Source organism: Streptosporangium sp. G12, assembly GCF_052983175.1.
The window spans coordinates 12,496-34,586 of sequence record NZ_JBRIQO010000007.1 but is presented as its reverse complement, the minus strand read 5'-3'; the positions used below and the strand labels follow the sequence as shown (position 1 = coordinate 34,586).

20 protein-coding genes are annotated in these 22,091 nt (G+C 72.1%); 9 read left to right on the top strand and 11 right to left on the bottom strand.

Annotation, left to right across the window (positions count from 1 at the left end; all coding sequences use genetic code 11):
- Positions 1-292 precede the first annotated feature (292 nt).
- The gene (locus ACVCAG_RS12510; RefSeq protein ID WP_447189841.1) at positions 293-2,314 is read left to right on the top strand and encodes an NAD(P)-binding protein; all 2,022 of its coding nucleotides are present in this window, start codon (positions 293-295) and stop codon (positions 2,312-2,314) included.
- Positions 2,315-2,416: 102 nt separating this feature from the next.
- Here ACVCAG_RS12510 and ACVCAG_RS12505 read toward each other — a convergent pair whose 3' ends face one another.
- Positions 2,417-3,454, bottom strand: coding sequence for an acyltransferase family protein (locus ACVCAG_RS12505; RefSeq protein ID WP_447189840.1), 1,038 nt, complete (start codon positions 3,452-3,454; stop codon positions 2,417-2,419).
- 166 nt (positions 3,455-3,620) lie between these two features.
- The gene (locus ACVCAG_RS12500; protein ID WP_440083981.1) at positions 3,621-4,427 is read right to left on the bottom strand and encodes an SDR family NAD(P)-dependent oxidoreductase; all 807 of its coding nucleotides are present in this window, start codon (positions 4,425-4,427) and stop codon (positions 3,621-3,623) included.
- A gap of 157 nt (positions 4,428-4,584) precedes the next feature.
- On the opposite strand from ACVCAG_RS12500, the gene ACVCAG_RS12495 reads away from it, so the two are divergent.
- The 4 genes from ACVCAG_RS12495 to ACVCAG_RS12480 all read left to right on the top strand — a co-directional run bounded on the left by ACVCAG_RS12495 (position 4,585) and on the right by ACVCAG_RS12480 (position 8,473).
- On the top strand, positions 4,585-7,098 hold the full coding sequence (locus ACVCAG_RS12495) for a nitrate- and nitrite sensing domain-containing protein (RefSeq protein WP_440083754.1): 2,514 nt from the start codon (positions 4,585-4,587) through the stop codon (positions 7,096-7,098).
- Positions 7,095-7,502: a roadblock/LC7 domain-containing protein gene (locus tag ACVCAG_RS12490; protein ID WP_440067665.1), complete on the top strand. Its 408-nt coding sequence runs from the start codon at positions 7,095-7,097 to the stop codon at positions 7,500-7,502. Before ACVCAG_RS12495 ends, ACVCAG_RS12490 begins: the two co-directional genes overlap by 4 nt.
- A gap of 67 nt (positions 7,503-7,569) precedes the next feature.
- Positions 7,570-7,917, top strand: coding sequence for a DUF742 domain-containing protein (locus tag ACVCAG_RS12485; protein ID WP_362689693.1), 348 nt, complete (start codon positions 7,570-7,572; stop codon positions 7,915-7,917).
- Complete coding sequence (locus ACVCAG_RS12480; RefSeq protein ID WP_362689690.1) at positions 7,898-8,473, top strand: GTP-binding protein; 576 nt, start codon at positions 7,898-7,900, stop codon at positions 8,471-8,473. The genes ACVCAG_RS12485 and ACVCAG_RS12480 overlap by 20 nt, the downstream gene beginning before the upstream one ends.
- Before the next feature lie 188 nt (positions 8,474-8,661).
- Here ACVCAG_RS12480 and ACVCAG_RS12475 read toward each other — a convergent pair whose 3' ends face one another.
- The 6 genes from ACVCAG_RS12475 to xylA all read right to left on the bottom strand — a co-directional run bounded on the left by ACVCAG_RS12475 (position 8,662) and on the right by xylA (position 15,277).
- Complete coding sequence (locus ACVCAG_RS12475; RefSeq protein WP_440067661.1) at positions 8,662-9,033, bottom strand: DUF742 domain-containing protein; 372 nt, start codon at positions 9,031-9,033, stop codon at positions 8,662-8,664.
- Positions 9,030-9,419 (bottom strand): roadblock/LC7 domain-containing protein, encoded by a 390-nt coding sequence (locus tag ACVCAG_RS12470; RefSeq protein ID WP_344745811.1) that lies wholly within the window; start codon positions 9,417-9,419, stop codon positions 9,030-9,032. Before ACVCAG_RS12470 ends, ACVCAG_RS12475 begins: the two co-directional genes overlap by 4 nt.
- Before the next feature lie 174 nt (positions 9,420-9,593).
- Positions 9,594-11,822, bottom strand: coding sequence for a nitrate- and nitrite sensing domain-containing protein (locus ACVCAG_RS12465; protein WP_440083753.1), 2,229 nt, complete (start codon positions 11,820-11,822; stop codon positions 9,594-9,596).
- Positions 11,823-11,963: 141 nt separating this feature from the next.
- A complete protein-coding gene (locus ACVCAG_RS12460; protein WP_447189839.1) occupies positions 11,964-12,614 on the bottom strand; it encodes a DUF998 domain-containing protein in 651 nt (216 codons plus the stop codon).
- A 129-nt stretch (positions 12,615-12,743) separates the two neighbouring features.
- Entirely contained in the window at positions 12,744-14,129 is a 1,386-nt protein-coding gene (gene xylB, locus ACVCAG_RS12455; RefSeq protein ID WP_440083751.1) for a xylulokinase, read from the bottom strand.
- Positions 14,126-15,277: a xylose isomerase gene (gene xylA / locus ACVCAG_RS12450; RefSeq protein WP_362689672.1), complete on the bottom strand. Its 1,152-nt coding sequence runs from the start codon at positions 15,275-15,277 to the stop codon at positions 14,126-14,128. Before xylA ends, xylB begins: the two co-directional genes overlap by 4 nt.
- 78 nt (positions 15,278-15,355) lie before the next feature.
- On the opposite strand from xylA, the gene ACVCAG_RS12445 reads away from it, so the two are divergent.
- A complete protein-coding gene (locus ACVCAG_RS12445) occupies positions 15,356-16,507 on the top strand; it encodes an ROK family protein (RefSeq protein WP_440083750.1) in 1,152 nt (383 codons plus the stop codon).
- A gap of 152 nt (positions 16,508-16,659) precedes the next feature.
- Here ACVCAG_RS12445 and ACVCAG_RS12440 read toward each other — a convergent pair whose 3' ends face one another.
- Positions 16,660-17,121: a MarR family transcriptional regulator gene (locus tag ACVCAG_RS12440; RefSeq protein ID WP_440083749.1), complete on the bottom strand. Its 462-nt coding sequence runs from the start codon at positions 17,119-17,121 to the stop codon at positions 16,660-16,662.
- Positions 17,122-17,192: 71 nt separating this feature from the next.
- On the opposite strand from ACVCAG_RS12440, the gene ACVCAG_RS12435 reads away from it, so the two are divergent.
- Complete coding sequence (locus tag ACVCAG_RS12435; protein WP_440083748.1) at positions 17,193-17,702, top strand: VOC family protein; 510 nt, start codon at positions 17,193-17,195, stop codon at positions 17,700-17,702.
- A gap of 208 nt (positions 17,703-17,910) precedes the next feature.
- On the opposite strand, the gene ACVCAG_RS12430 is transcribed toward ACVCAG_RS12435, so the two are convergent.
- Together ACVCAG_RS12430 and ACVCAG_RS12425 are read right to left on the bottom strand one after the other, a co-directional pair.
- Positions 17,911-18,882, bottom strand: a complete 972-nt coding sequence (locus tag ACVCAG_RS12430) for an asparaginase domain-containing protein (RefSeq protein WP_440083980.1) — start codon at positions 18,880-18,882, stop codon at positions 17,911-17,913.
- A 79-nt stretch (positions 18,883-18,961) separates the two neighbouring features.
- On the bottom strand, positions 18,962-19,867 hold the full coding sequence (locus ACVCAG_RS12425) for a hypothetical protein (RefSeq protein WP_440083747.1): 906 nt from the start codon (positions 19,865-19,867) through the stop codon (positions 18,962-18,964).
- A gap of 352 nt (positions 19,868-20,219) precedes the next feature.
- Between ACVCAG_RS12425 and ACVCAG_RS12420 the strand changes: the two genes are divergently transcribed.
- Together ACVCAG_RS12420 and ACVCAG_RS12415 are read left to right on the top strand one after the other, a co-directional pair.
- Positions 20,220-21,458 carry a sensor histidine kinase gene (locus ACVCAG_RS12420; RefSeq protein WP_447189838.1) on the top strand — a complete coding sequence of 413 codons (1,239 nt, stop codon included), beginning with the start codon at positions 20,220-20,222 and terminating at the stop codon, positions 21,456-21,458.
- A complete protein-coding gene (locus ACVCAG_RS12415; protein ID WP_362689643.1) occupies positions 21,449-22,090 on the top strand; it encodes a response regulator transcription factor in 642 nt (213 codons plus the stop codon). The genes ACVCAG_RS12420 and ACVCAG_RS12415 overlap by 10 nt, the downstream gene beginning before the upstream one ends.
- Position 22,091: the final 1 nt, after the last annotated feature.

Genomic DNA, 22,091 nt, shown 5'->3' with positions numbered 1-22,091 from the left:
CGGGCAAGCGACACCGGAAGGGCGCGGAGCAGCGGGAACGTGGTGAGATCGACCCGAGGGCGGCGTGGGGCGCGTACCGGGCCACTCGCGGCGCGGGCTGCTTTTCCCGGATCGGATAAGCCCAGGCGGCACCGAAGCCGCATCACCCCCTCTCCCCCTTTAATTCCCAGCCACCATGACATGACTCTCATGTAGGAGATGTCACGACAGCGCGTTAATGGCCCGGGTAAAAACTTCCCGAAAACGCAGCGAGGCAGCCCCGCCGATCCATTCACATCGTGATGATCGCCCCATGACCGATCCTCACGAGATCAATCCCCGTAAGGCCCTGGAACTCGGCATGGACCGTCCCATCTCCCGTCGAGACTTCTTCGATGGGGTGATCGCGGCCACCGGGATCGCGGCGGCGTGCTCGCTGACCGGGGTCGGCGGTGGGGAGGACGCCCCTCCCGCACCCCCGGAGATTCTGGAGCTTTCACCTGACATGTCCTATCCGCCGTCCCTCACGGGACTGCGCGGCGACACCGCGGAGGCGCTCAGCGTGCCCCACGCCCTTCGCGACCAGCGGTTCTGGCCGTACGCGGGCACGCCGAAGCCCACCGGCGAGCACTACGACCTGGTCGTGGTCGGCGCGGGGATCAGCGGCCTCAGCGCGGCCCACCGGTGGCTGGAGCGCGACCCCGCCGCACGGATCCTGATCCTCGACAACCACGACGACATCGGCGGGCACGCCCTGCGCAACGAGTTCCGTCCGGCGGCCAGGAAGGGACCGCTGGTCGCGTACGGCGGCTCGCGGTCGATGGAGCACCCGTCGGCGTGGACCCCCGAGGGCAGGGACCTGCTCGCCAAGCTGGGCATCCACCCCGAGAGGCTCGGGGAACCCGCAGGACGGGGACTGTACGCGAGCATGGGGATGCACGACAGCGTCTTCTGCGACCGGGAGGCCTTCCCCGCCGGGAACGCGGAGAAGCTCGTCGTGCTCACGCCCGGCGAGAGCGCCGCCCGGTGGATCGCCGAGCTGCCCGTCGCGGAGCGGGCCAAAAAGGACCTGCTCATGCTGTACGGCGATCCGCCCGACTGGTTCCCCGGCCTGTCCGCCGAGGAGAAACAGGAGCGGCTGGCCCGGCTGACCTACTCGGATTTCCTCAGGGACGTCTGCGGGGTCCACCCGGACGTGCTGGCGTTCGTCAGGACCATGCCGAGCGACGAGTGGGCCTACGGCTCCGACGCCTTCGGCGCGATCGACGCCTGGGGCGGCGCCGACGAGCACCGGTACGCGGGGTTCCAGGGGCTCGGGCTCGACAGGTCCAAGCCCTCCAGGTACAACTCCCCGACCGTGATCAAGGAGTGGGACGCGGGCGAACCGCGCGCCTGCCGCTTCCCCGAGGGCAACCAGGCGATCGTCCGGATGATGGCCGCCCGGATGATCCCCGGCTTCGCCACGGCCGCCGGCGTGAACGACGTCACCACCGCGAGCTTCGACTACGACGTGCTCGACCGGCCGGGCAACCGGGTCCGGGTGCGCCTGTCCAGCCCGGTGGTCTCGGCCGCCAACGACGGCCTCCCCGACACGGCCACCGGCGCCACGGTCGGTTACTTCGACGGCGAGCGGGTGCGGACCGTGCGGGCGGGCGGCGTGATCCTGGCCTGCTGGAACTCGATGATCCCCTACCTGGTCGGCGACCTCCCGCCCGCGCAGCGGACGGCCCTGCGGCGGTCGGTCAAGGTGCCCCTGCTGTACGCGACGGTCCAGCTCCGCGACTGGCGGGCCTGGCGGGAGCTGGGGATCAGGCGCACCCGGTTCACCGGCGCCCGCTGGTGCGTGGCCGAGCTCGACGACCCGGCCGACCTCGGCGGCTACCGGTGCCCGAGGAGGCCCGAGGAGCCGATCGCCGTGCACATGGTCAGCACCCCCGTCACCCCCGGCGTGTCCCCCGCGCACGGCTCGGTCGCCGGACGGTACGCCCTGATCGAGACGCCGTACGAGCACCTGGAGTACAGCATCCGCGACCAGCTCACCCGGCTGCTCGGCCCGGGGGGCTTCGACGCGGCCCGCGACATCGAGGCGATCACGGTCAACCGGTGGGGACACGGCTACGCGCCCGAGTACGCCACCCCGTGGGACCTCGACTTCTACCCCGACGGGCAGCCCCCGGCGGCCGTCGCCCGCAGGCCGCACGGCCGGATCGCGATCGCCAACTCCGACTCCGTTCCCGCCGCCCGCGCCGACGCGGCCGTCACCGCCGCCTATCGCGCGGTCGCGGAGCTCCAGAGCCGGCCGCCGCGCCCCTCCGGCGGGCCGATCCGGATCTGACCGGTCCCGAGGCCGGCCGCACCCCCCGGCGGGCCGTTCCCGCTCCGGCCACCACCCCCTGGCGGTCCGATCGGCCCGGCGAATCCGGCCGGGCCGGTTCTCTCAGCTCTCTCGGCCTGGTTTTCTCAGCCTGGTGAAGGCCCAGCTCATACCGGGCTCGACCGCCCAGCGGGTGACGCGCCGCACCGGCGCCGTGCACAGCAGGGCGGCGAGCCCGACCCCGAAGAGCGCCACGGCCGCCACCCCCGGCACGGTCTGGGACCAGTCGCCGTAGAACCGCTCGGCGACCTTCACCACCAGGCCGTGGAGAAGGTAGGCGTACATGGTCGCCATGCCGAGCCCGGAGTACCAGGTGCGCCTGGACGGGGTGATCGCCAGGAACGCGGCGACGAGCAGCGTCCCCGCGGCCAGCATGCCCAGGCGGATCAGGCTGCCGGTGAGGTCGTCCACCCCGATCACGTCGTTGGCGTGCCGCCAGCGGATCCACTCGGTCTTCACGGAGGTGTGCACGGCGAGCGCCAGGGCCGCGCCGGCGGCCAGGGTGACCGCGCCCGCGACCCGGGCCCACCGCCTCCTGAGCCACTCGAAGTGCTCGGGCCGCAGCATGAGCCCGAGCACGTAGAACGGGAGCAGGCCGAGGGTGCGGTTCATCGACAGCTCGTCGGGGAGCCTGCTCATCCCCGACAGCAGCGACAGCCCGACCGCGACCACCAGCGGCCACCGCAGCTGCTGCCAGACCGGTGTGGACAGCCGCCACAGGAACAGCGACATCAGGAACCAGGTCAGGTAGTACGGGTCGAGGAGGCTGATGTCGAGCTTGCCGTACAGGAGGAGGCGGGGCAGCGAGTAGATCAGCTCGAAGATCACGTACGGGACGGCGAGGGTGCTGATCAGCTTGCGCGCCTTGCCGGACGAGAAGGTGAAGTTCCGCGACAGGTAGCCGCTGAGCACGATGAACAGCGGCATGTGGAACGTGTACACGAAGAGGTAGGCGGCGTGCGCGACCGGGACGTCCCGCAGGTCCTCGACCAGGTGGCCCGACACGACCAGGGTGATCGCCAGGAACTTGGCGTTGTCGAAGAACGGATCCCTGCCCGCGGCGGCCGGGAGGAGGACCCGCAGCGGGGTTGTGACGCTCACAGCCCCGGACGGTAACCGGACCCGCCCAACATCGGGCGAACGACCGGTGACGCGCGGGGAAATCCCCGCCGCGAACCGTGGTGCCGGGTGCCCGCGGACACCTGTGCGTATCCGTGGGCGTCCGGCGCCGGCGTCGTCACCGCTCGTCACCGCGCCGCGTGGACGGTCACGCGACGGCGGCGGCGCTCGCGTCCCAGAGGGCTCGGGCCAGCGCGGGGTCGCGCATTCCCCGGGGAACGGCCGCGGGGGCGCTCCTGGCGAAGTAGCGGCCCGGATGGGCGGCGCCGTCCGGGTGGGTGGCGAGGTGGACCAGGGTGCTCGCGCCCTCCTCGACGGTCTCGCCCATGCCGGGAACGTTCTTCACCATCCACATCATGAACGTCGACGGGGCGAACTCGGTCTTGATCACCCCGGGGTGGAAGCAGGTGGCGGTCACCCCGGTGTCCTGGAGGCGCCGGGCCAGCTCCACGGTGAACAGGGCGCCCGCCTGCTTGGAGTCCCCGTACTGGAGCCAGCCGCTCCAGCGCCGCCGCTCGCGGTCGAGGTCGGACGGGTCCAGGCGCCCGGTCTTGCCCGCGCGGGAGGTGGTGGTGATCACCCGCCCCGCGACCCGTTCGAGCAGCAGGTTCGTCAGCAGGAAGGGGGCCAGGTGGTTGACCTGGATCATCGTCTCGTGGCCGTCGCGCGTGAGCGTGCGCCTGGTCGTCATGACGCCCGCGTTGTTGACGAGGATGTCGATCCGCTCGTAGCGGGACAGCAGTTCCGCCGCCAACCTTCGCACATCATCCAAAAGGGTGTAGTCGCAGGTAAACGTATCCGGGAGTACCCCGGAGACCGCCTTCACCCTTTCCGCCACGCGCGCCGTCTTGTCGGGATTACGGCCGACCAGAACTACCTTCTGCCCGCGTCTCGCGAGTTCCACCGAGGCGGCTTCGCCAATTCCGGCACTAGCCCCGGTAATCACACTAATCATCGGATCCTCCACTGCGCAAAAACCTTATTCGGTGCTAGTCTCCTGTGCGATCTTCGGAGGCGTATCCATCCCTAACCGGCACGAGCCTCCACACGCGCAGGGGTTGGGACGAGTGGACATGAGCTCTAGAAACCGCTCGATTCGGTTCAAGATTTTCTTGCTGTTGCTCCTGCCGCTGCTGTCGCTGAGCGCGCTGTGGGGCTTCGTACTCAACCTGACCGTCGGCGACGGGGTCGCCCTGTTGAAGGCGAACGCCCTCTACCAGACGGTGGGCGTCACCTCCACCGAGCTGGGCCTTCAGCTCCAGGCCGAGCGGACGCAGTCGTCGGTGGCGATCAGCTCCCGGGTCCTCACGAGCGGGATGGGCGACCAGCGGGTCCGCACCGACCGCGCGGTCGAGGAGTTCAGGAAAGCGGCCGTCGGCGAGGATTCCGGCAGCCCGGAACTGAGTAACTCGCTGGACGAGCTGCTCCGCCAGCTCGACAAGCTCCCGAGCGTCCGCTCGGGCGTCGACAGCGGGCAGCACTCGCGGCTGGACGTGCTGTCGAACTACAACCAGATCCTCGACTCGGTCTTCCTGGTGTACGACCAGATGGCCGCGGTGCCCGATTTCTCGATCTTCCAGCAGGCCGCGGCCATGCAGGGGATGGGCAACGCCCACGAGATGATCGCCAGGGAGAACGCGCTGATCAGCGGGGCGCTGATCGACTACCGGCTGTCCGAGGCGGAGCGCAAGGCCTTCGGCGAGTACGTCGCCACCCGGCGCTTCCTGCACGCCCGCGGCGCCGCCTCGCTGGACCCCGAGCTGGGCGCGCAGTACCGCGACACCTTCGCCTCCGCCGCCTTCGGGAAGTTCACCGACCTGGAGAAGGCCATCGCCGGGTCGACCGGCGGCCGGCTGGCCTCCGAGGCGCGCTCGTGGAAGGCGACCACGAACGCGATCTCGAACTGGCTCGACCAGGTCAACCTCGCCGCCTCCAAGAAGCTGGCGGACCGGGCCCAGGACGTCGCCACCGGCGTCATGGTCCGGATCCTGATCGCCGGCGGCGTCGGCCTGATCGCGGTGGTCGCGTCGATCATCATCTCGGTCCGCTTCGGCCGCCGCCTGGCCACCGAGCTGGCCGGGCTCCGCTCGGCCGCCCTGGACCTGGCGGACGTGCGGCTCCCCCGCGTCGTGGAACGCCTGCGGCGCGGCGAGGACGTCGACGTGCGGGCCGAGGCGCCGCCGATCCAGGCGGGCGGCTCGACCGAGGTGCACGACGTGGCCCACGCGTTCGGCTCGGTGCAGCGCACCGCCGTGGAGGCCGCCGTCGGCCAGGCCAACCTGCGGCGCGGTGTCAGCCAGGTGTTCGTGAACCTGGCCCGGCGCAAGCAGAGCCTGCTCCACCGCCAGCTCACCCTGCTCGACAGCATGCAGCACCGGGCGACCGACCCCGACAGCCTCGAGGACCTGTTCCGGCTGGACCACCTGACCACCCGCATGCGGCGGCACGCCGAAGGCCTGATCATCCTGTCCGGCGCGGCGCCCGGCCGGACGTGGCGCAAGCCGGTTCCGGTGGTCGACGTGCTGCGGGCCGCGATCGCCGAGGTCGAGGACTACACCCGGGTCAACGTGGTGCCGGTGCCCGACGTCTCGCTCGACGGGGCCGCGGTCGCCGACATCACCCACCTGGTGGCCGAGCTGATCGAGAACGCGACGATCTTCTCGCCGCCGCAGACCGCGGTGACCGTGCGCGGCGACGTGGTGGCCAACGGGTTCGCCGTCGAGGTCGAGGACCGCGGCCTGGGCCTGAGCACCGCGGAGTACACGGCGATCAACGAGCGGCTGGCCAGCCCGCCGGAGTTCGACCTGGCCGACAGCGACCGGCTCGGCCTGTTCGTGGTGGGCCAGCTCGCCTCCCGGCACGGCATCCAGGTCATCCTGCGCGGCTCGCCGTACGGCGGCACCACGGCCATCGTCCTCATCCCCCGCTCGGTGATCGCCCAGCAGGACTCGCCGCTCGCCCTCACCGCGGAGCGGACGTCCTTCACCGCCGAGCGCGCCGCCGCGCGCCAGAAGGAAACGTTCGAGACCACCCCGCCGGGCACGTTCGCCCCTCCGGCCAACGGCAACGGACTCCCGCGCAGGACGAGGCAGGCCTCCCAGAACCAGCCGGGCCACCCTTTCCAGCAGGACCAGCCGGACCAGCCCGGCGCCCCGTCCCTCAGCGTGGTGACCGACCTGCCCGCCCGTACACCGTCCTCGGGTCAGGCGGGGCAGCCGCCCGCGGGCCGGGAGACGGGCTGGGGCGCGGCGGCGCGTGAGGCTCCTCCCAACGCGCCCTCCCCGGCACCGCCGCAGGGGTCGCCCCAGGCGCCCCGTGAGACCCACGAGACGCCTCGCGAAGCCCAGGCCCGGGACAAGGTCGGCAACGGCGGCCCGACGCGCCAGACGGCCGTACAGCCCCCCGCGGGGCCGGGCGGCCTGCCCCGCCGGGTCCGGCAGGCGAACCTGGCGCCTCAGCTCCGCCAGGAGTCCGAGCCGGAGCCGAGGGCGGAGCCGAGCGAGGAGCGTTCGCCGGACGAGGTCCGCGCGCTGTTCTCCGCCTTCCAGGCGGGGGCGCGGCGCGGGCGCGAGGAGCAGGACAATGACTTCGCGCACCATACGACAGGCGACAAGGGGGACAAATGACCGGCAAATTGACCAACACCGGCGAGCTGAACTGGCTCCTCGACGACCTGATCACCAGGGTGGGCGCGGTGCGCCAGGCGGTGATCCTTTCCACCGACGGGCTGGCCGTCGGATTCTCGAAGGGCCTCCTGCGCGAGGACGCCGAACATCTGTCCGCGGTCGCCGCCGGATTCCAGAGCCTGGCGCGCGGCGCGGGACGCCACTTCGGCGGTGGCGAGGTGCGCCAGACCATCGTGGAGATGGAGTCGGCGTTCCTGTTCGTCACCGCCGCGGGTCAGGGAACCTGCCTGGCCGTGCTGAGCAGTTCCGACGCCGACGTCGGCCACATCGCGTACGAGATGGCGATGCTGGTCAAGCGGGTCGGCCAGCACATCTCCACCAACCCGCGCCAGGGTCTCTCGTGAGCGAGAGAACGGAGGGCCGCGTCGTCGACGGACCGTTAGATCCCCGAGCCCGGTGCTGGAGGTCTGGATGACGAACTGGATGGACGAGGAGGCCGGACCGGTCGTCCGGCCGTACGCGCTCATCGGGGGTCGCACCCGCTCCTCCGGTGACAAGCTGGACCTGGTCGCGATGGTCACCTCGACTCGCGGCGCTCCGTCCGGGGGATTCGTCCCAGGCCCCGAACAGGAACGCATCCTCGCCATGGTCACCACTCCGACCTCGGTCGCCGACGTCGCCTCGGACCTCAACCTGCCGCTCGGCGTGGTCAGGGTCCTTCTCGGCGACCTGCAGGACCACAAGCTCATCTCGATCGGGCGCGCCTCCGCGAGCGAGCGCATTCTCAAGGAAGTGATCAATGGACTTCGGGCCCTCTGACGAACCCGTCGCCCTCAAGATTCTCATCGCGGGTGGCTTCGGGGTGGGCAAGACCACGCTGGTGGGCGCCATCAGCGAGATCCGGCCGCTCCGCACCGAGGAGGTCCTCTCCGACCGCGGTATCGGCATCGACGACGTCGACGGCGTCGAGGGCAAGACCACCACCACGGTCGCGATGGACTTCGGCCGCATCACGATCAGGGAGGGCCTGGTCGTCTACCTGTTCGGCACGCCGGGCCAGGAGCGGTTCTGGTTCATGTGGGACGAGCTGTCCTACGGCGCGCTGGGTGCGGTGGTGCTCGCCGACACCCGGCGGCTCACCGACTGCTTCCCCTCGATCGACTACTTCGAGCAGCGCGGCACGCCGTTCATCGTGGCCGTCAACTGCTTCGACGGTGCCGAGCAGCACGAGGCGGAGGACGTGCGCGTCGCCCTGGACCTCGACATGGACGTGCCGGTGCTGCTCTGCGACGTGCGACGCCGCGTCTCGGCGAAGACGGTGCTCGTGACGCTGGTGGAGCACTCCCTGAGGGTGCTGACGGCCAGCCAGAGCTAGAGGAGCGGGCCGGGGTACTCCCGGCCCCCGCCTGGGCCGGACACCGGCTCGGGCGCTACGGCCGCGGAGCGGGCGCGCCGGCCGGTGGGGTCGCGAGCCTGGGCGCAGTGCCCTCGACGCCCTCGACGCCCCCGACGCCCTTGCCCGCCGGGGTCGCGTGAGGCGTCACAGCGGGGTCGCGGGAGGCGTCACAGCGCCCGCAGGCCGCTGATCAGCTCCTTCAGGAGGCTCTCGGGGGGTATGGAGGCGGCGGGAAGCGGCGACCGCACCTGGATCAGGCCCTGGTCCAGCAGGTCGCCCAGGAGGACTTTGATCACGCCGACCGGCAGCCCCGCGTCCGAGGCGATCTCCACGATCGGGCGTGCCCGCCTGACCAGGTTGAGCAGCCGCCGGTGCTCGGAGCCCAGGTTCGCCCCGGGGCCGACCGGCGCTCCGGTCGCCACCGCCATCGCGAGCAGGTCGAACGAGGACGACGACGCCCGGGTACGCCCACCGGTCATCGCGTAGGGGCGGACAACGGGACCGGCCTCCTCGTCGACCCACTCGACGTCGTCTTTCATTGGCCGGCCACCCGTGGTCCGGTGGCCAGGTGCTGGCCGACGCGGGTGACCAGGCGGGCCATCTCGTAGGCGATCAGGCCGACGTCGGCGGCGCCGGTGGTCATGACCGACAGGCAGCTCCCCTGACCGGCGGAGGTGACGAAGAGGAACGCGGAGTCCATCTCCACCATCGTCTGGCGTACGGCACCGCCGCCGAACTGCAGGCTGGTGCCCTTGGCGAGACTCTGGAAGCCGGAGGCGACCGCGGACAGGTGTTCGGCGTCCTCCTTGCTCAGCCCTCGGGACGAGGCCATCATCAACCCGTCGTTGGACAGGATCAGCGCGTGCGAGACGTCCGCCACACTCGTGACGAAGTCATCCAGCAGCCAATACAGCTCACCCGGCACGTGGTTAAACCCCTTCCCCTCTGATGATCTCGCTGGTCGCCGGCCCCCACCGGCTCGGTGAATCCGTTCCCGCGAATCCGCTCCCACGGGTGTCGCCGGGCCGCGCGCACGGCCGCGGGCCGGACCGCGGCGAACCCGGTCCCGGGGATCCGCGGCGGCGCGCACGGTCCCGGCTCATCGCTTGGCACCGCCGTCCTCGTCGTCGCCGCGCCCGCGCCGCCACCCGGACTGCAGGGAGCTCATCAGCGCCCTCGCCTCCTCGGGCGACCGTCCCCCGACCTCGGCCTCGGGCGAGCGGGACTCCTGGGCCTGGCGCGGCGGCATGTTCGCCTGCCGCACCCGGCGGGGCAGGCCGTCCCCACCGCGCCGCAGCGGCTTCCACAGGTCAGCGGGGATCGGGACCTCACCGGAGTCGCCCGGCCGGTCCACCCGCTCCACGAGGGTCTCCGCCCGCTGCTCCGCGGACTCGGGCCGGACGCTGATGACGGTGAGCACCGGCGGTTCCAGCGGCTGCTCGACGGGCTCGGGGTCTCCGAGCAGTTTCTCGGGAATGAGGACGACCACCCCGGTACCGCCGTACGGCGAGGCGCGCAGCACCACCTCGACCCCGTACCTGGCCGCCAGCAGCCCGACCACGGCGAAGCCGAGCCGGTCGGTGTCGGCCGGGTCGAACTCCGGCGGGCTGGCCAGGCGCTCGTTGATCGCGGCGCGCTTGTCGTCGGTCAGCCCGAGTCCCCTGTCCTCGATCTCGACCGCGAAGCCCCGCCCGACGAGCTCGCCCCGGACCGAGACCTGGCTGCCCGGCGGGGAGAAGACGGTGGCGTTCTCGAAGATCTCGGCGAACAGGTGCATCATGTCGGCGACGGCGTTGCCGACCAGGGTGGTGCCGCCCGTCGGGTGGATCCGCACCCGGGCGTAGTCCTCGACCTGGGCGGCGGCCCCGCGCAGCACGTCCTCCATCGGCACCGACGAGCGCCACTTGCGGCCCGCCGCCCCGCCGGACAGGATCACCAGGCCCTCGGCGTGGCGGCGCATGCGGGTGGTGAGGTGGTCGAGCTTGAAGAGGTTGTCCAGCGCCGCGGGATCCTCCGCCTGCTTCTGCATGCCGTCGAGCATCTTGAGCTGGCGCTGCAGCAGCGACTGGCTCCGGCGGGCGAGGTTGCGGAAGGCCTGGGAGACGCCCTCGCGCAGCCTGGCCTGCTCCACGGCGGCGTCGATGGCGCTGCGCTGGACGCTGTTGAAGGCGTCGGCGACGTCGTGGATCTCGGCCGTGCTGCCCGGCGGCCTGAGCGCGGGCGCCTCGGCCTCCACGTCCACCATGTCGCCGCGGCGCAGCTTCTCCATGACCCTCGGGAGCCGCGCCTGCGCGAGCTCGGCGGCGGCCCGCCGCACGGCGGCGAGCTCCTTGGTGATCCCGCTGCCGACCCGGTAGGAGACCAGCAGCGACGCGACGACCGCGATGAGGCCGAGCACGCCGATCACACCGGCGCGGACGAAGACGCTGACGGCCGCGGGCGTGGCCTGCTCGATGAGCGCGGGGGCGACCGCCGTCAGGGACCGCTGGTAGACGGCGTCCAGCGCGTCACCGGCGGCGCGCCAGTCGGTGGACCGCACCTCGGCGCCGGTCAGCAGGTGGTTCTCCAGGGTGATGAAGCGGGCGTACGTCGAGGAGGCGATCATGTCCGAGAAGGGGGCGCGCAGCTCGGGATCCAGCTCGGGGAGCGCCTGCTCCATGAGGAAGATCCGGTTGGCGGAGAGCCGGGTGAACAGCCGCATCTCGCTCGGCGTCATCGGGCTCCTGAGCGCCAGCGAGCCCGCGGCGAGTGCCCGCTCGCGGCTGAGCAGGTCCATGGCATGGTTGATCGTCGTGATGGCGCGCGACTGGCGGTAGAGCGAGAGGTCGTTGCTGAGGCTCAGGGTGTTGAAGAGCCGGCGCAGGGCGTCCGGCAGCCGGGAGAACTCCTCGGAGAGGCCCACCGGGCCGATCCGCCCGGAGTCGACCCTGGCGCGGATCGCGTCGAGCGCGCCCACCTGACGCATCAGCTCGTCGTGGTGCGTCCTCATCTCCTCGGACATCGCCGCCTGCGCCGCGTCCCCGGTCGTCTGCCGGCGCAGCCGGGCACGGGCCTGGTCGGTGACCGAGCGCTGCCCCACGAGGGTGTCGCGGTCCGCGTCCGAGCGGGTGGCCAGGTACTCGGCCGACAGGATGTGCTCGCGCTGGACCGCGGTGCCGAGGTCTCCGGCGGGCTTGGCGACGGTGTCGTACAGCGTGCCGACGGAGAGCAGGCTCATCGAGTCGCCGACCGTCACGACCGTCGCGAAAGCCCACAGTGCCACCAGTGAGGCGAGCGGGATGACCAGCAGCACCGAGACCTTGAAGCGGATGGACCTGCTCGCTGCCATGTCACCTCAACGGCTCGCTCTCGGAGCGCCGGGGGGAGCCCCGGACGATCTCTAGATCGCCGACGAGAATAGCACTGGCGGCTCCTGCTATTTGTAGCCTATTTGTGACATGTCATGAAAGAGTTTTCAAAAGTGAGTCCGTCAGCCGAGAGCGGCGCGTGAGGCGGGAGCGGTTCCCCGCGCCCATGTCAGTCTCGCGAGCCGGACGGCCAGCACTCCGACCAGCGCGATCTCGGTGCCGAGCAGGGTCCACTCGACGAGACCGGCGAGCACCCCGCCCCCGGGAAGCGTCACGTAGGTGAGCGCCAGCAGCCCGAAACCCCCGGCCAGCGTGAGCCACTCCAGCGGCCTGGCCACCGGCCGCCACCGCTCGTCCTCGCCGAACCGCGCCACCGTCAGGCCGCCCGCCGCGGGCACCGCGGCCAGCACGGCGATCGACACGTAGCGGTACGTCTGGGAGATCAGGTCCGTCCCCGTACCGGGAAGAGCCGCGGGCACCACCGCGAGCACGATGAGCCCCACGCCCCAGGCCAGCATCAGCCGCTCGGCCAGGACACCCACCGGCGCCCCCACGGCCCGCAGCCCGGCGACCACCGCGAAGGCCGCGATCCCCAGCGCCGCCATCGCGAGCCCGGTGGCTCCGGCGCGATCCAGCGCGGCGTACTCACTGATCGTCAGATCGAGCGGGTTCGCGTAGGGAACCGGGTCGGCCTGTCCGGCGGCCGCGGCCGCGACGGCCACGACGAGCCCGGCACAGGCGATCAGGGGGTAGAGCCTCTTCGACGCGAGCATGCGCTAAGACTGTCCGCCAGAGGACGTTTCAGACATCCGGCGGCACCCCTGATCCAACCCTGAGCCGCCCCTGAGACGACCCACCCCGGCGCGCGCCCCGGCGGGAGCACGCGCCGGGGCGCCCGCGGCTCAGCGGAGGCCGCGGACCTCGGCGTAGCGGGCCCTGACCTCCGGTGCGGGATCGGCCTCGTAGTGCTCGACCTTGCCCGCCTCCCAGGCCGGCGGCTCGGCGTCGCCGCCGAGCAGCCAGGCGGCCTGCCTCGCCGCCCCGTCGGCGACGTACTCGCCGGGCTCGGGAACGACCACCGGCCGCCCGAAGACCGCGGGGGCGATCCGCCGTACGGCCTCCGACCTGGCGCCTCCTCCGATGAGCAGCACCCTGGCCGGGTCGAGCCCGAGCGCGTCGAAGGCGTCGGCGAGATGGCAGAGCATGCCCTCCACCGCCGCCCTGGCGAGGTGCGCCGGGGTGGAGGTGCCGAGTGTCAGCCCGTGCAGCGAGCCGGTGGCGGTGGGCAGGTTCGGGGTGCGCTCGCCCTCCAGGTACGGGACGTGGACGAGCCCTCCGGCCCCCGAGGGCGCCTCCAGGGCCAGCCTGCCGAGTTCGTCGAGGCCGACCCCGAGCATCCGCGCGGCGGCGTCGAGCACCCTGGCCGCGTTGAGCGTGGCCACCAGCGGGAGGAACCGCCCCGTGGCGTCCGCGAACCCGGCCACGGAACCGGTCGGGTCCGCGCTCGGGACGGCGGCGACCGCGAAGGCCGTCCCCGACGTCCCGATCGACACCACCACGTCTCCGGGCAGGGCGCCGACCCCGAGGGCCGCCGCCATGTTGTCGCCCGTACCCGGCGCGAGCCGCACCGCGCCCGCGCCGGAGACGCCGGCTGCGGGCCGCACCTCGCCCGCGGAGTCTCGGGGTCCCAGCACCTCGGGGAGCCCGGGTACGGCGCCGAAGGCCGTCCGGAGGAGGTCGGTCCGGTAGGCCCCGGTCGCGGGCGACCAGTACCCGGTACCCGACGCGTCGCCCCTGTCGGTGACGAACTCCCCGCCCAGCCGCCAGGTGAGCCAGTCGTGCGGCAGGCACACCCTCGCCGTGCGACGGGCGGAGTCGGGCTCGTGCTCGGCCAGCCAGCGGAGCTTGGTCACCGTGAACGACGCGACCGGCACGCTGCCGACCGCCTCGGCCCAGACCTCGGGACCGCCCAGCTCCTTCACCAGGTCGGCGGCGGCTCCGGCGGAACGGGTGTCGTTCCACAGCAGCGCCTTCCTGACGACCTCGCCGGACTCGTCCAGGCAGACCATGCCGTGCTGCTGCGCGCCGACGCTCATCGCCTCGACGCCGTCCAGCCCGCCCGCCCGCGCGATCGCCTCCTGGAGCGCCTCCCACCAGGCTCCGGGGTCGACCTCGGTGCCCTCGGGGTGGGTCGCGCGCCCCTGGCGGACCAGGGCGCCCGTACGGGCGTCCCTGATCACCACCTTGCAGCTCTGGGTCGACGAGTCGACCCCGGCCACCAGCGTCATCCGCGGACTCCGAGGAGGTAGTCCATGGCGAGCTGGTTGAGGCGCGTGAAGTGGAAGCCGCGCGCCGCCACCGCGTCGAGGTCGAACTCGTCGCGGTTCAGGTCGGCGATCGTCTCGCCGGGGGCGAGCGTGGGCTCGGAGAGCTCGGCGACCCTGCTCGCGGCGAGCGCCTCGGCGACCTCGGGGTCGGCGCGGAACGCCGCGACCTTCTCCTTCAGGATCAGGTACGTGCGCATGTTGGCCGCGGCGGAGACCCAGACGTCCTCGGAGTCCTCGGTGCGCAGCGGCTTGTAGTCGAAGTGCCTGGGGCCGTCGTAGCCGCCGTTCTCCAGCAGGTCGACCAGGAAGAAGGCGTTCTTCACGTCGCCGTGACCGAAGATCAGGTCCTGGTCGTAGCGGGGGCCGTGCTGGCCGTTCAGGTCGATGTGGAAGAGCTTGCCGTGCCAGAGCGCCTGCGCGATGCCGTGCGCGAAGTTGAGCCCGGCCATCTCCTCGTGGCCCACCTCGGGGTTGAGGCCGACGCGCTCGGAGTGCTCCAACTCGTTGATGAACGCGAGCGCGTGACCGATGGTCGGGAGAAGGATGTCGCCCCGGGGCTCGTTCGGCTTGGGCTCGATGGCGAACCTGATGTCGTAGCCCTGCTCGATCACGTACGAGGTGAGCAGGTCCATGCCCTCCTTGTAGCGGCTGAGCGCGGCCCTGATGTCCTTGGCGGCCCCGGACTCCGCTCCCTCGCGCCCGCCCCAGCAGACGTAGGTGGTCGCGCCGAGCTCGGCGGCCAGGTCGACGTTGCGGATGACCTTGCGCAGCGCGTAGCGGCGGACGTCGCGGTCGTTGCTGGTGAACCCGCCGTCCTTGAAGACGGGGTGGGTGAACAGGTTCGTGGTGGCCATCGGGACCTTGAGCCCGGTCTCGGCCAGCGCCTTCTTGAAGTTGGCGATGGCCCTGTCACGGTCGGACTCGACGGCGAGCAGGTCGTCGTCGTGGAAGGTGACGCCGTACGCGCCGAGCTCGGCGAGCCGGTGGACGCTCTCCACCGGGTCCAGCGGGGCCCGCGAGGCGTCCCCGAAGGGGTCGCGGGCCTGCCAGCCGACGGTCCACAACCCGAAAGTGAAGCGGTCTTCGGGCTTGGGGGTGTAGGCGCTCATTTGCGTTCCTCCGATTTAATCCACTTTATGGACTTAATATGGATCGAGGTGGTGGGATCGTCAAGAGGTGGGTGCTCCATGACACAGGCCGTACGCCACAATTCGATGCGCGCCCGCAACCTCGGTGTGGTCCTCGGCGAGGTCCGCAGGAGCGGCCCGATCACCCGGGCGGCGCTGGCCGAGATCACCGGACTGACCAAGACGACGGTGTCGAAGATGGTCGGCGACCTGATCGAGGCGGGCATGGTCACCGAGTCGGGCGCGCTCAGGGACGGCGAGCGGGGACGGCCCGGCACGGCCGTCGCGCTCAGCGGGCGGCGGGTCGCCGCGCTCGGCCTGGAGATCAACGTCGACTACCTGTCCGCCTGCGTGGTCGACCTCACCCTGGCGGTGCGGCTCAGATATGCACAGGCTGTGGACAACCGTACGTCCTCGCCTGTGGAAACCCTGTCCCACCTGGAAGAACTCGCCCACAGGGCTGTGGACGAAGCGCGCGGGGAAGGCCTCTCCATCGCCGGATCGACCCTCGCGGTGCCCGGCCCCGTGGACGGCGGGCTGGTCCACACGGCCCCCAACCTCGGCTGGCACGACGTCCGCGTCTCCGACCTGCTGGACTTCCCCGTCGAGGTGGACAACGAGGCCAACCTCGCGGCCCTGGGCGAGCTCTGGTTCGGCTCGGTGCCCGGCGACTTCCTGCACGTGTCGGGGGAGATCGGCATCGGCGCGGGCCTGGTGGTCGGGGGCGCCCTGTTCCGCGGCGCCCGCGGCCTCGCCGGGGAGCTGGGACACGTGGTCGTCTCCCCCGACGGCCCGGCCTGCCGCTGCGGCGGCCGGGGCTGCCTGGAGCAGTACGCCGGGCAGGACGCGCTCCTGAGGGCCGCCGGGCTCGCCGGCGTTCCCGACGGCGTGGCCACGCTGCTGGCACGCCTCCACGCGGGCGAGCGGGACTCCCTGGAGGCCTGCGAGCGCGCCGGTCAGGCACTCGGCGTCGCCCTCACCTCCGCGGTGCACCTGATGGACCCGGGGACCATCGTGCTGGGCGGGGTCTTCGCCCCGCTGTTCCCGTGGATCCGGGGTCCGGCGCACGAGACGATGACCTCCCGGCTGGGCGTGATGCGCCGGGCCGTCCCCGAACTGACCGTCTCGCGGCTCGGCGGCGACGCCGCGACCCTGGGCGCCGCCGGGCAGGTCATCCACCGGGTCATCGCCGACCCCTGGAGCCACCTCTAGTAGCCGTCCGTGGCCACCTGACCCGTGGACACCCCTGTGTCCTTCGTGGTCACCCGTGGGTGCCTGCGGTCGCCCGTGGCCACCAGGGAAGGGCGGCGCCGGCGCGTCCGCGGCGAGGCCGCTCAGGCACGGACGGGAAGGCCCGCTCAGGCTCAGGAGGGAAGGCCGGGGCCGGGCCTGGCGAGGATGGCGGCGCAGATCTCGGCCAGCTGGACGAGCTGCTCGGGGTCGAGACGGTCGAACAGGGTCTGCCGTACCGCCTCGACGTGGCCGGGGGCGGCGGCGGTGAGGACCGCGAGGCCCTGGTCGGTGAGGATCGCCCAGCTCACGCGCTTGTCCGCGGCGCACGGCTCGCGCCGCACCCAGCCGCGCTCCTCCAGCCGCTTCACCGCGTGCGACAGGCGGCTCTGCGAGGAGTTGACCTCCGCCGCCAGCTCGCTCATCCGCATCATGCGCCCGGGCGCCTCGGAGAGCTTCACCAGCACGGCGTAGTAGGCGTGCGGCATGCCGGAGTCGCGCTGCAGCTGCCGGTCCAGCTCCTCCTGGACGAGCTGCGAGGCGGCCAGGAACGCACGCCAGGTGCGCTGCTCGTCATCGTCCAGCCATCGCGTCACGGGCCCAGCTTACTTGAACTCTCAAGAAAGTGGGGGTAATGTACTTGAGAGTTCAAGTTTTAGGAGGAACCATGCCGGTTCAGCGGCTCAACCACGCCGTTCTCTTCGTCCGCGACGTGGAGCGCAGCGTCGCCTTCTACCGGGAGGCACTCGGCTTCAGGGTGGTCATGGGCATGCCGGGCGCCGCGTTCCTCCAGGCCTCGGGGTCCAGCAACGACCACGACCTGGGCCTCTTCGAGGTCGGCGCGCAGGCGGGTCCCTCGGAGGCCGGGCGCTCGGCCGTCGGCCTCTACCACCTGGCCTGGGAGGTCGACACCCTCCAGGAGCTGGAGCGGATCGCCCTCAAGCTCGGCGAGCTCGACGCCCTCGTCGGCGCCTCCGACCACTCCACCACCAAGGCCCTGTACGCCAAGGACCCCGACGGGCTGGAGTTCGAGGTCTCCTGGCTGGTCCCCGCCGACCTGCTCACCGAGGAGGTGCTGAACGGGCGCTCCGGCATCAAGCCCCTCGACATCGCCAGGGAGAAGGAGCGGTACGGCGCCGAGACCCGCGGCGGCCTCGGGGTCTCGATCCCCGTCTGATCGTTCCGGCCCGTCCGGCCGCTCCGCGGCCCGGCACCCCGTGACGGGCGCCGGGCGGGGAGGGGGTGATCCGGCGAAGGCCTCCCCAGCCCTTCGCCGGATCACGGACTCCACCGACGTGCCCGCACAGCTCGGCGATACTCCCCTTCTCGCGGTTTTTACCTATCCGCACATCGCCTCACGGCGCGTCAGACCTGCCGAACCGGCGTCAGAGCCTGTCGAACCAGTCGCGTACGGCGTCGATCCCGCCGGTCCCGAGGGCGACCATCAGCGCGCACCGCGCCTTCGAGGGCGCCAGGCCCCGGGCTCCGATCGCACCGACACTCGCGGCGAGCCCCGCGCCGAAGCGCATCTCGCCGAGCGGGACCGCGCCGGTACGGCACCTCGACGCGACGACCACCGGGATCCCCCACTCCGTCAGCTCGGCGATCGCCACGAAGAGCCCGACCGGCACGTTGCCCATGCCGGTCGCCTCCAGCACGACGCCCTGGGCCCCGGCGTCCACGACGGCGGTGAGCAGCACGGGTTCGATCCCCGGATAGGTCTTGATCAGGGCGACGTCCGACGCCGGGTCCCCTCCGAACGCGGGCGGCCGGGGCGGTGGGGCGGACAGCGTCTCGACCCGGCCGCCGGTCACCCGGCCCAGCACGGCGAAGGGGGCCGACGAGAACGCCGCGACGCTCGTGGCGTCGACCTTGGCGACCCAGCGGGCCGCGTGGACCTCGTCGTTGACGCACACGACGGCCCCGGCACCGCGCAGCGCGCCGTCGGCGGCCACCACGAGCGAGGAGGCGAGGTTGCGCGGGCCGTCCGAGGACAGCTCGTCCAGGGAGCGGACGGCGCCGGTCAGCACGATGGTGCCGCGCTCCGCCGCCCGGCCCGCGAGGAGGTCCACGAGGTACGCCGTCTCCTCGATCGTGTCGGTGCCGTGAGTGATCACGACGCCGTCGAATCCGCGATCCAGGATGGCCGAGCGCGCCCTGCGGGCCAGTTCCAGCATGGTCGAGGGCGACATGTCCCAGCTGGGCTCCGCCATCACGTCCTCGGCCACCACGTCCACCGCGTCCGCCGCGATCGTGCCGGGCGGGAGCGCCCTCAGCAGTTCGGCCCCCGACGCGACTCCCGGGCGGCCCGGGGCGTAGGAGTGGGCGATGGCGTCACCGGTCGCCAGCAGCAGCACGCGCTTCAAGGAGACGATCCCTTCGTTGGCCGCTTTCAGGTCTCCCTCTATTTATAACCCACGACTAACCCCATTGGGGTTACCTGAAAGCCGAAGCGGTCGGTGCGGCCTCCGGCCAGGAGTGCCGGTGCCGTTCGCGGTCTGGGACGCGTGACAGCTCTCCGGCGAGCCCGGCTCCGGGGTCGGCGAGCCCGTCGCTCCGGAACAGCGCGTGGGCCGCCTCCCGCGTCCCGTCGTCCCGCCGCGCCCTGGTCACGAACTCCTCGGGTGTCCACCCGAACAGGCGCCGCAGCTTCGCGGAGCGCGCCAGCAGGTGCCCGATCAGCTCCGGCTGGGGCGCGAGCCGCAGCGGCTCGCCCTCCTCGTCCACCAGGCATCCGTGCCTGCCCGCGTAGATGTGGCACGACGGGAGGGTCTCCCCCGAGGAGAGGCGCACCGGAAAGGAGTTCGGGGGCAGCGGGAGCCGGAGGTAGTTCGGCTCGGTCGCGTCCAGCGCGGCGAGCTGGGCGTCGTCCACCCACACGACGAACAGGAGTGACGCCCCCGCCACCCTGACGGGCGCGGCGGGCAGGTAGGCGTTCCGGCTGACGTGCGCCGACACCCCCGGGGCGACGCCGTGCGCGGTGGCCGGGGTCAGCGGGACGACGGGCCGGATCCCGGCGGCGGTGAACTTGCGGTGCAGCTGGCCCGGCGCGGCGTTGGACCCCACCGCGACCACCGGGTGGCGGGCCTCCATCGGCCCCGCGCCGAGGCTCGCCAGGTGGTCGGCGAGCCGCACGACCCGGCTGCCGGACCGGACCCGCCGGTCGCCGAGGGCGCCGGCATCCTCGGACATCGGCAGGAAACGGTCGTCGGCCAGCAGTCCGGCTCCCGAGGGGAGGCGGCCCGGGTAGGTCAGGGGCTCGGACATCGGGTCGTCGACGAGGAGCCGGGAAGGATCGGCGGCGCCGGAGAGGCCGGGGAGTACGGGGAGCACGGGGAACATGGGTAGACCTGGGAGTGCGGAGAGGGCGGGGATATGGGGATACGGGGAGGCCGGGGGCACGGGGGCACGGGGGTGCGGGGGTGCGGGGGTACGGCCCGAGCGGGAGGCGACCGGTCCGTCGCCCCTCCCGCGCCATGCCGTTCGACATGCTCGCGGGAGCCCGTTCCTCAAGGTTAGGTGAAGCCTGCAAATGATGTCTTTACCCTACGAAGAGGGCGAACCATACGGTTGTGACACCGGGGGTACCCCGTGAAGAGAACTCCGGGCCGGCCGTGAAGGTGGGGTTTACCCCACCTTTTTCCGGGATGCCTCGCCCCTGTGCCCCGGCCGTGGCGGTCCTTACGGTGGTCACATGACCGGCATCGAGATGACCACCCCCTGGGAGAGGATCAGCGCCCACTGGTCCGCGCGGGCCTGGCTCCGCACCGCGCATCTGGTGACGGGCGTGCCGATCGCCCTGCTGGGCACGGCGGTGATCGCGGCGCTGGTGATGGCGTCGTTGCTGCTGATGTGGACCGTGGTGGTCCCGGTGATCGCGCTGCTGCTGTTCTTCTGGGTCGTCCGGCTGCTCACCCTGGCGCAGCGGTCCCGGTTCGCCGCCTTCCTCGACATCGACATCCCGCCGGTCGCGCGCCGCCCCATGAGCATGAACCCGTTCAGGCGGCTGCTCCAGGAGGCCAGGACGCGGAGCACCTGGCGCCGGCTCGGGTACCACCTGCTGACCCCGCTGATCAGCGGGGTCGGTGCCGTCTCGGTCGTCGGGGCGTGGGCGGGCGGCCTGGTCACCGCCGCGCTCGCCGTGCGGTACTGGGCGGTGGAGGAGAGCTGGCCGAGCGTGGCGTTCGTCCTCGTCTCGGGGACCCTGTTCGTCGCGGCCCCCTGGGTCGCCCGCGGGTTCGCCGTACTGGACGTGATCGCCGCCGAGGCCCTGCTCGGCCCCAGCCTGAGCGACCAGCTGGTCCAGCGGGTCGAGACGTTGCGGGAGAGCCGCGCCGAGGTGGTCGACGCCGCGGACGCCGAGCGCCGCCGCATCGAGCGGGATCTGCACGACGGCACCCAGCAGCGGCTGGTGTCGCTGGCGATGAACCTGGGCATGGCCCGCGCCACCCTCACCGACCTGCCGGAACCCGCCCGCGAGGTGATCGTGCAGGCGCACGAGGAGGCCAAGCAGGCCCTGAAGGAGCTGCGCGACTTCGTCCGGGGGCTGCACCCGGCCGTACTCAACGACCAGGGCCTGGACGCGGCGCTGTCCGGTCTGGCCGCGCGGGCGCCGTTCCCCGTACGGCTGGACGTCGACATCTTCGAGCGGGTCTCCCCCACGGTCGAGGCGGTGGCGTTCTTCGTCGTGTCCGAGGCGCTGACCAACATCACCAAGCACGCGGAGGCGTTCGGCGCCGAGGTCGCCGTCCACCGCCTCGACGACCGCCTCCACGTGGCCGTCAGCGACGACGGCCGCGGCGGCGCCGATCCCGACCGGGGGACCGGCCTGCGCGGCCTGGCCCGCCGGGTCGGCTCCGTGGACGGCATCCTGTACGTCGACAGCCCGCTCGGCGGGCCGACGACGATCAGAGTGGAGCTGCCGTGCGCGTAGTGCTCGCCGAGGACTCCGTCCTGCTGAGGGAGGGGCTCGTCCGCCTGCTCGGCTCGGCGGGCATCGAGGTCGTGGCCGCCGTGTCCGACGCGGAGGGGCTGCTGCGCGCCGTGGACGAGCACGTCCCCGACCTCGTCGTCACCGACGTCCGGATGCCCCCCTCGCACACCGACGAGGGCCTGCGCGCGGCGCTCGTCCTGCGCCGCCAGCGGCCGACGCTCGCGATCCTCGTGCTCTCCCAGTACGTCGAGGAACGCTACGCCACCCAGCTGCTGTCCACCGCCACCAGCGGGATCGGCTACCTGCTCAAGGACCGGGTGGCCGACGTCGAGGAGTTCCTCGACGCGCTGCGCCGGATCGCCGCCGGAGGCACCGCCCTGGATCCCGAGGTGGTCGCCCAGCTGCTGCTGCGCCGGCACAGCGACCCGCTGGACCGGCTGACCCGCCGGGAGCACGAGGTGCTCGCGCTGATCGCGGAGGGCCGCTCCAACACCGGGATCGCCGAGGCCCTGGTGGTGTCCGAGAGCGCGGTCGGCAAGCACATCAACAACATCTTCACCAAGCTCGACCTCTCCGGCGCCGACAAGGACCACCGCCGGGTGCTCGCCGTCCTGCGATTCCTGAAGGTTTGAG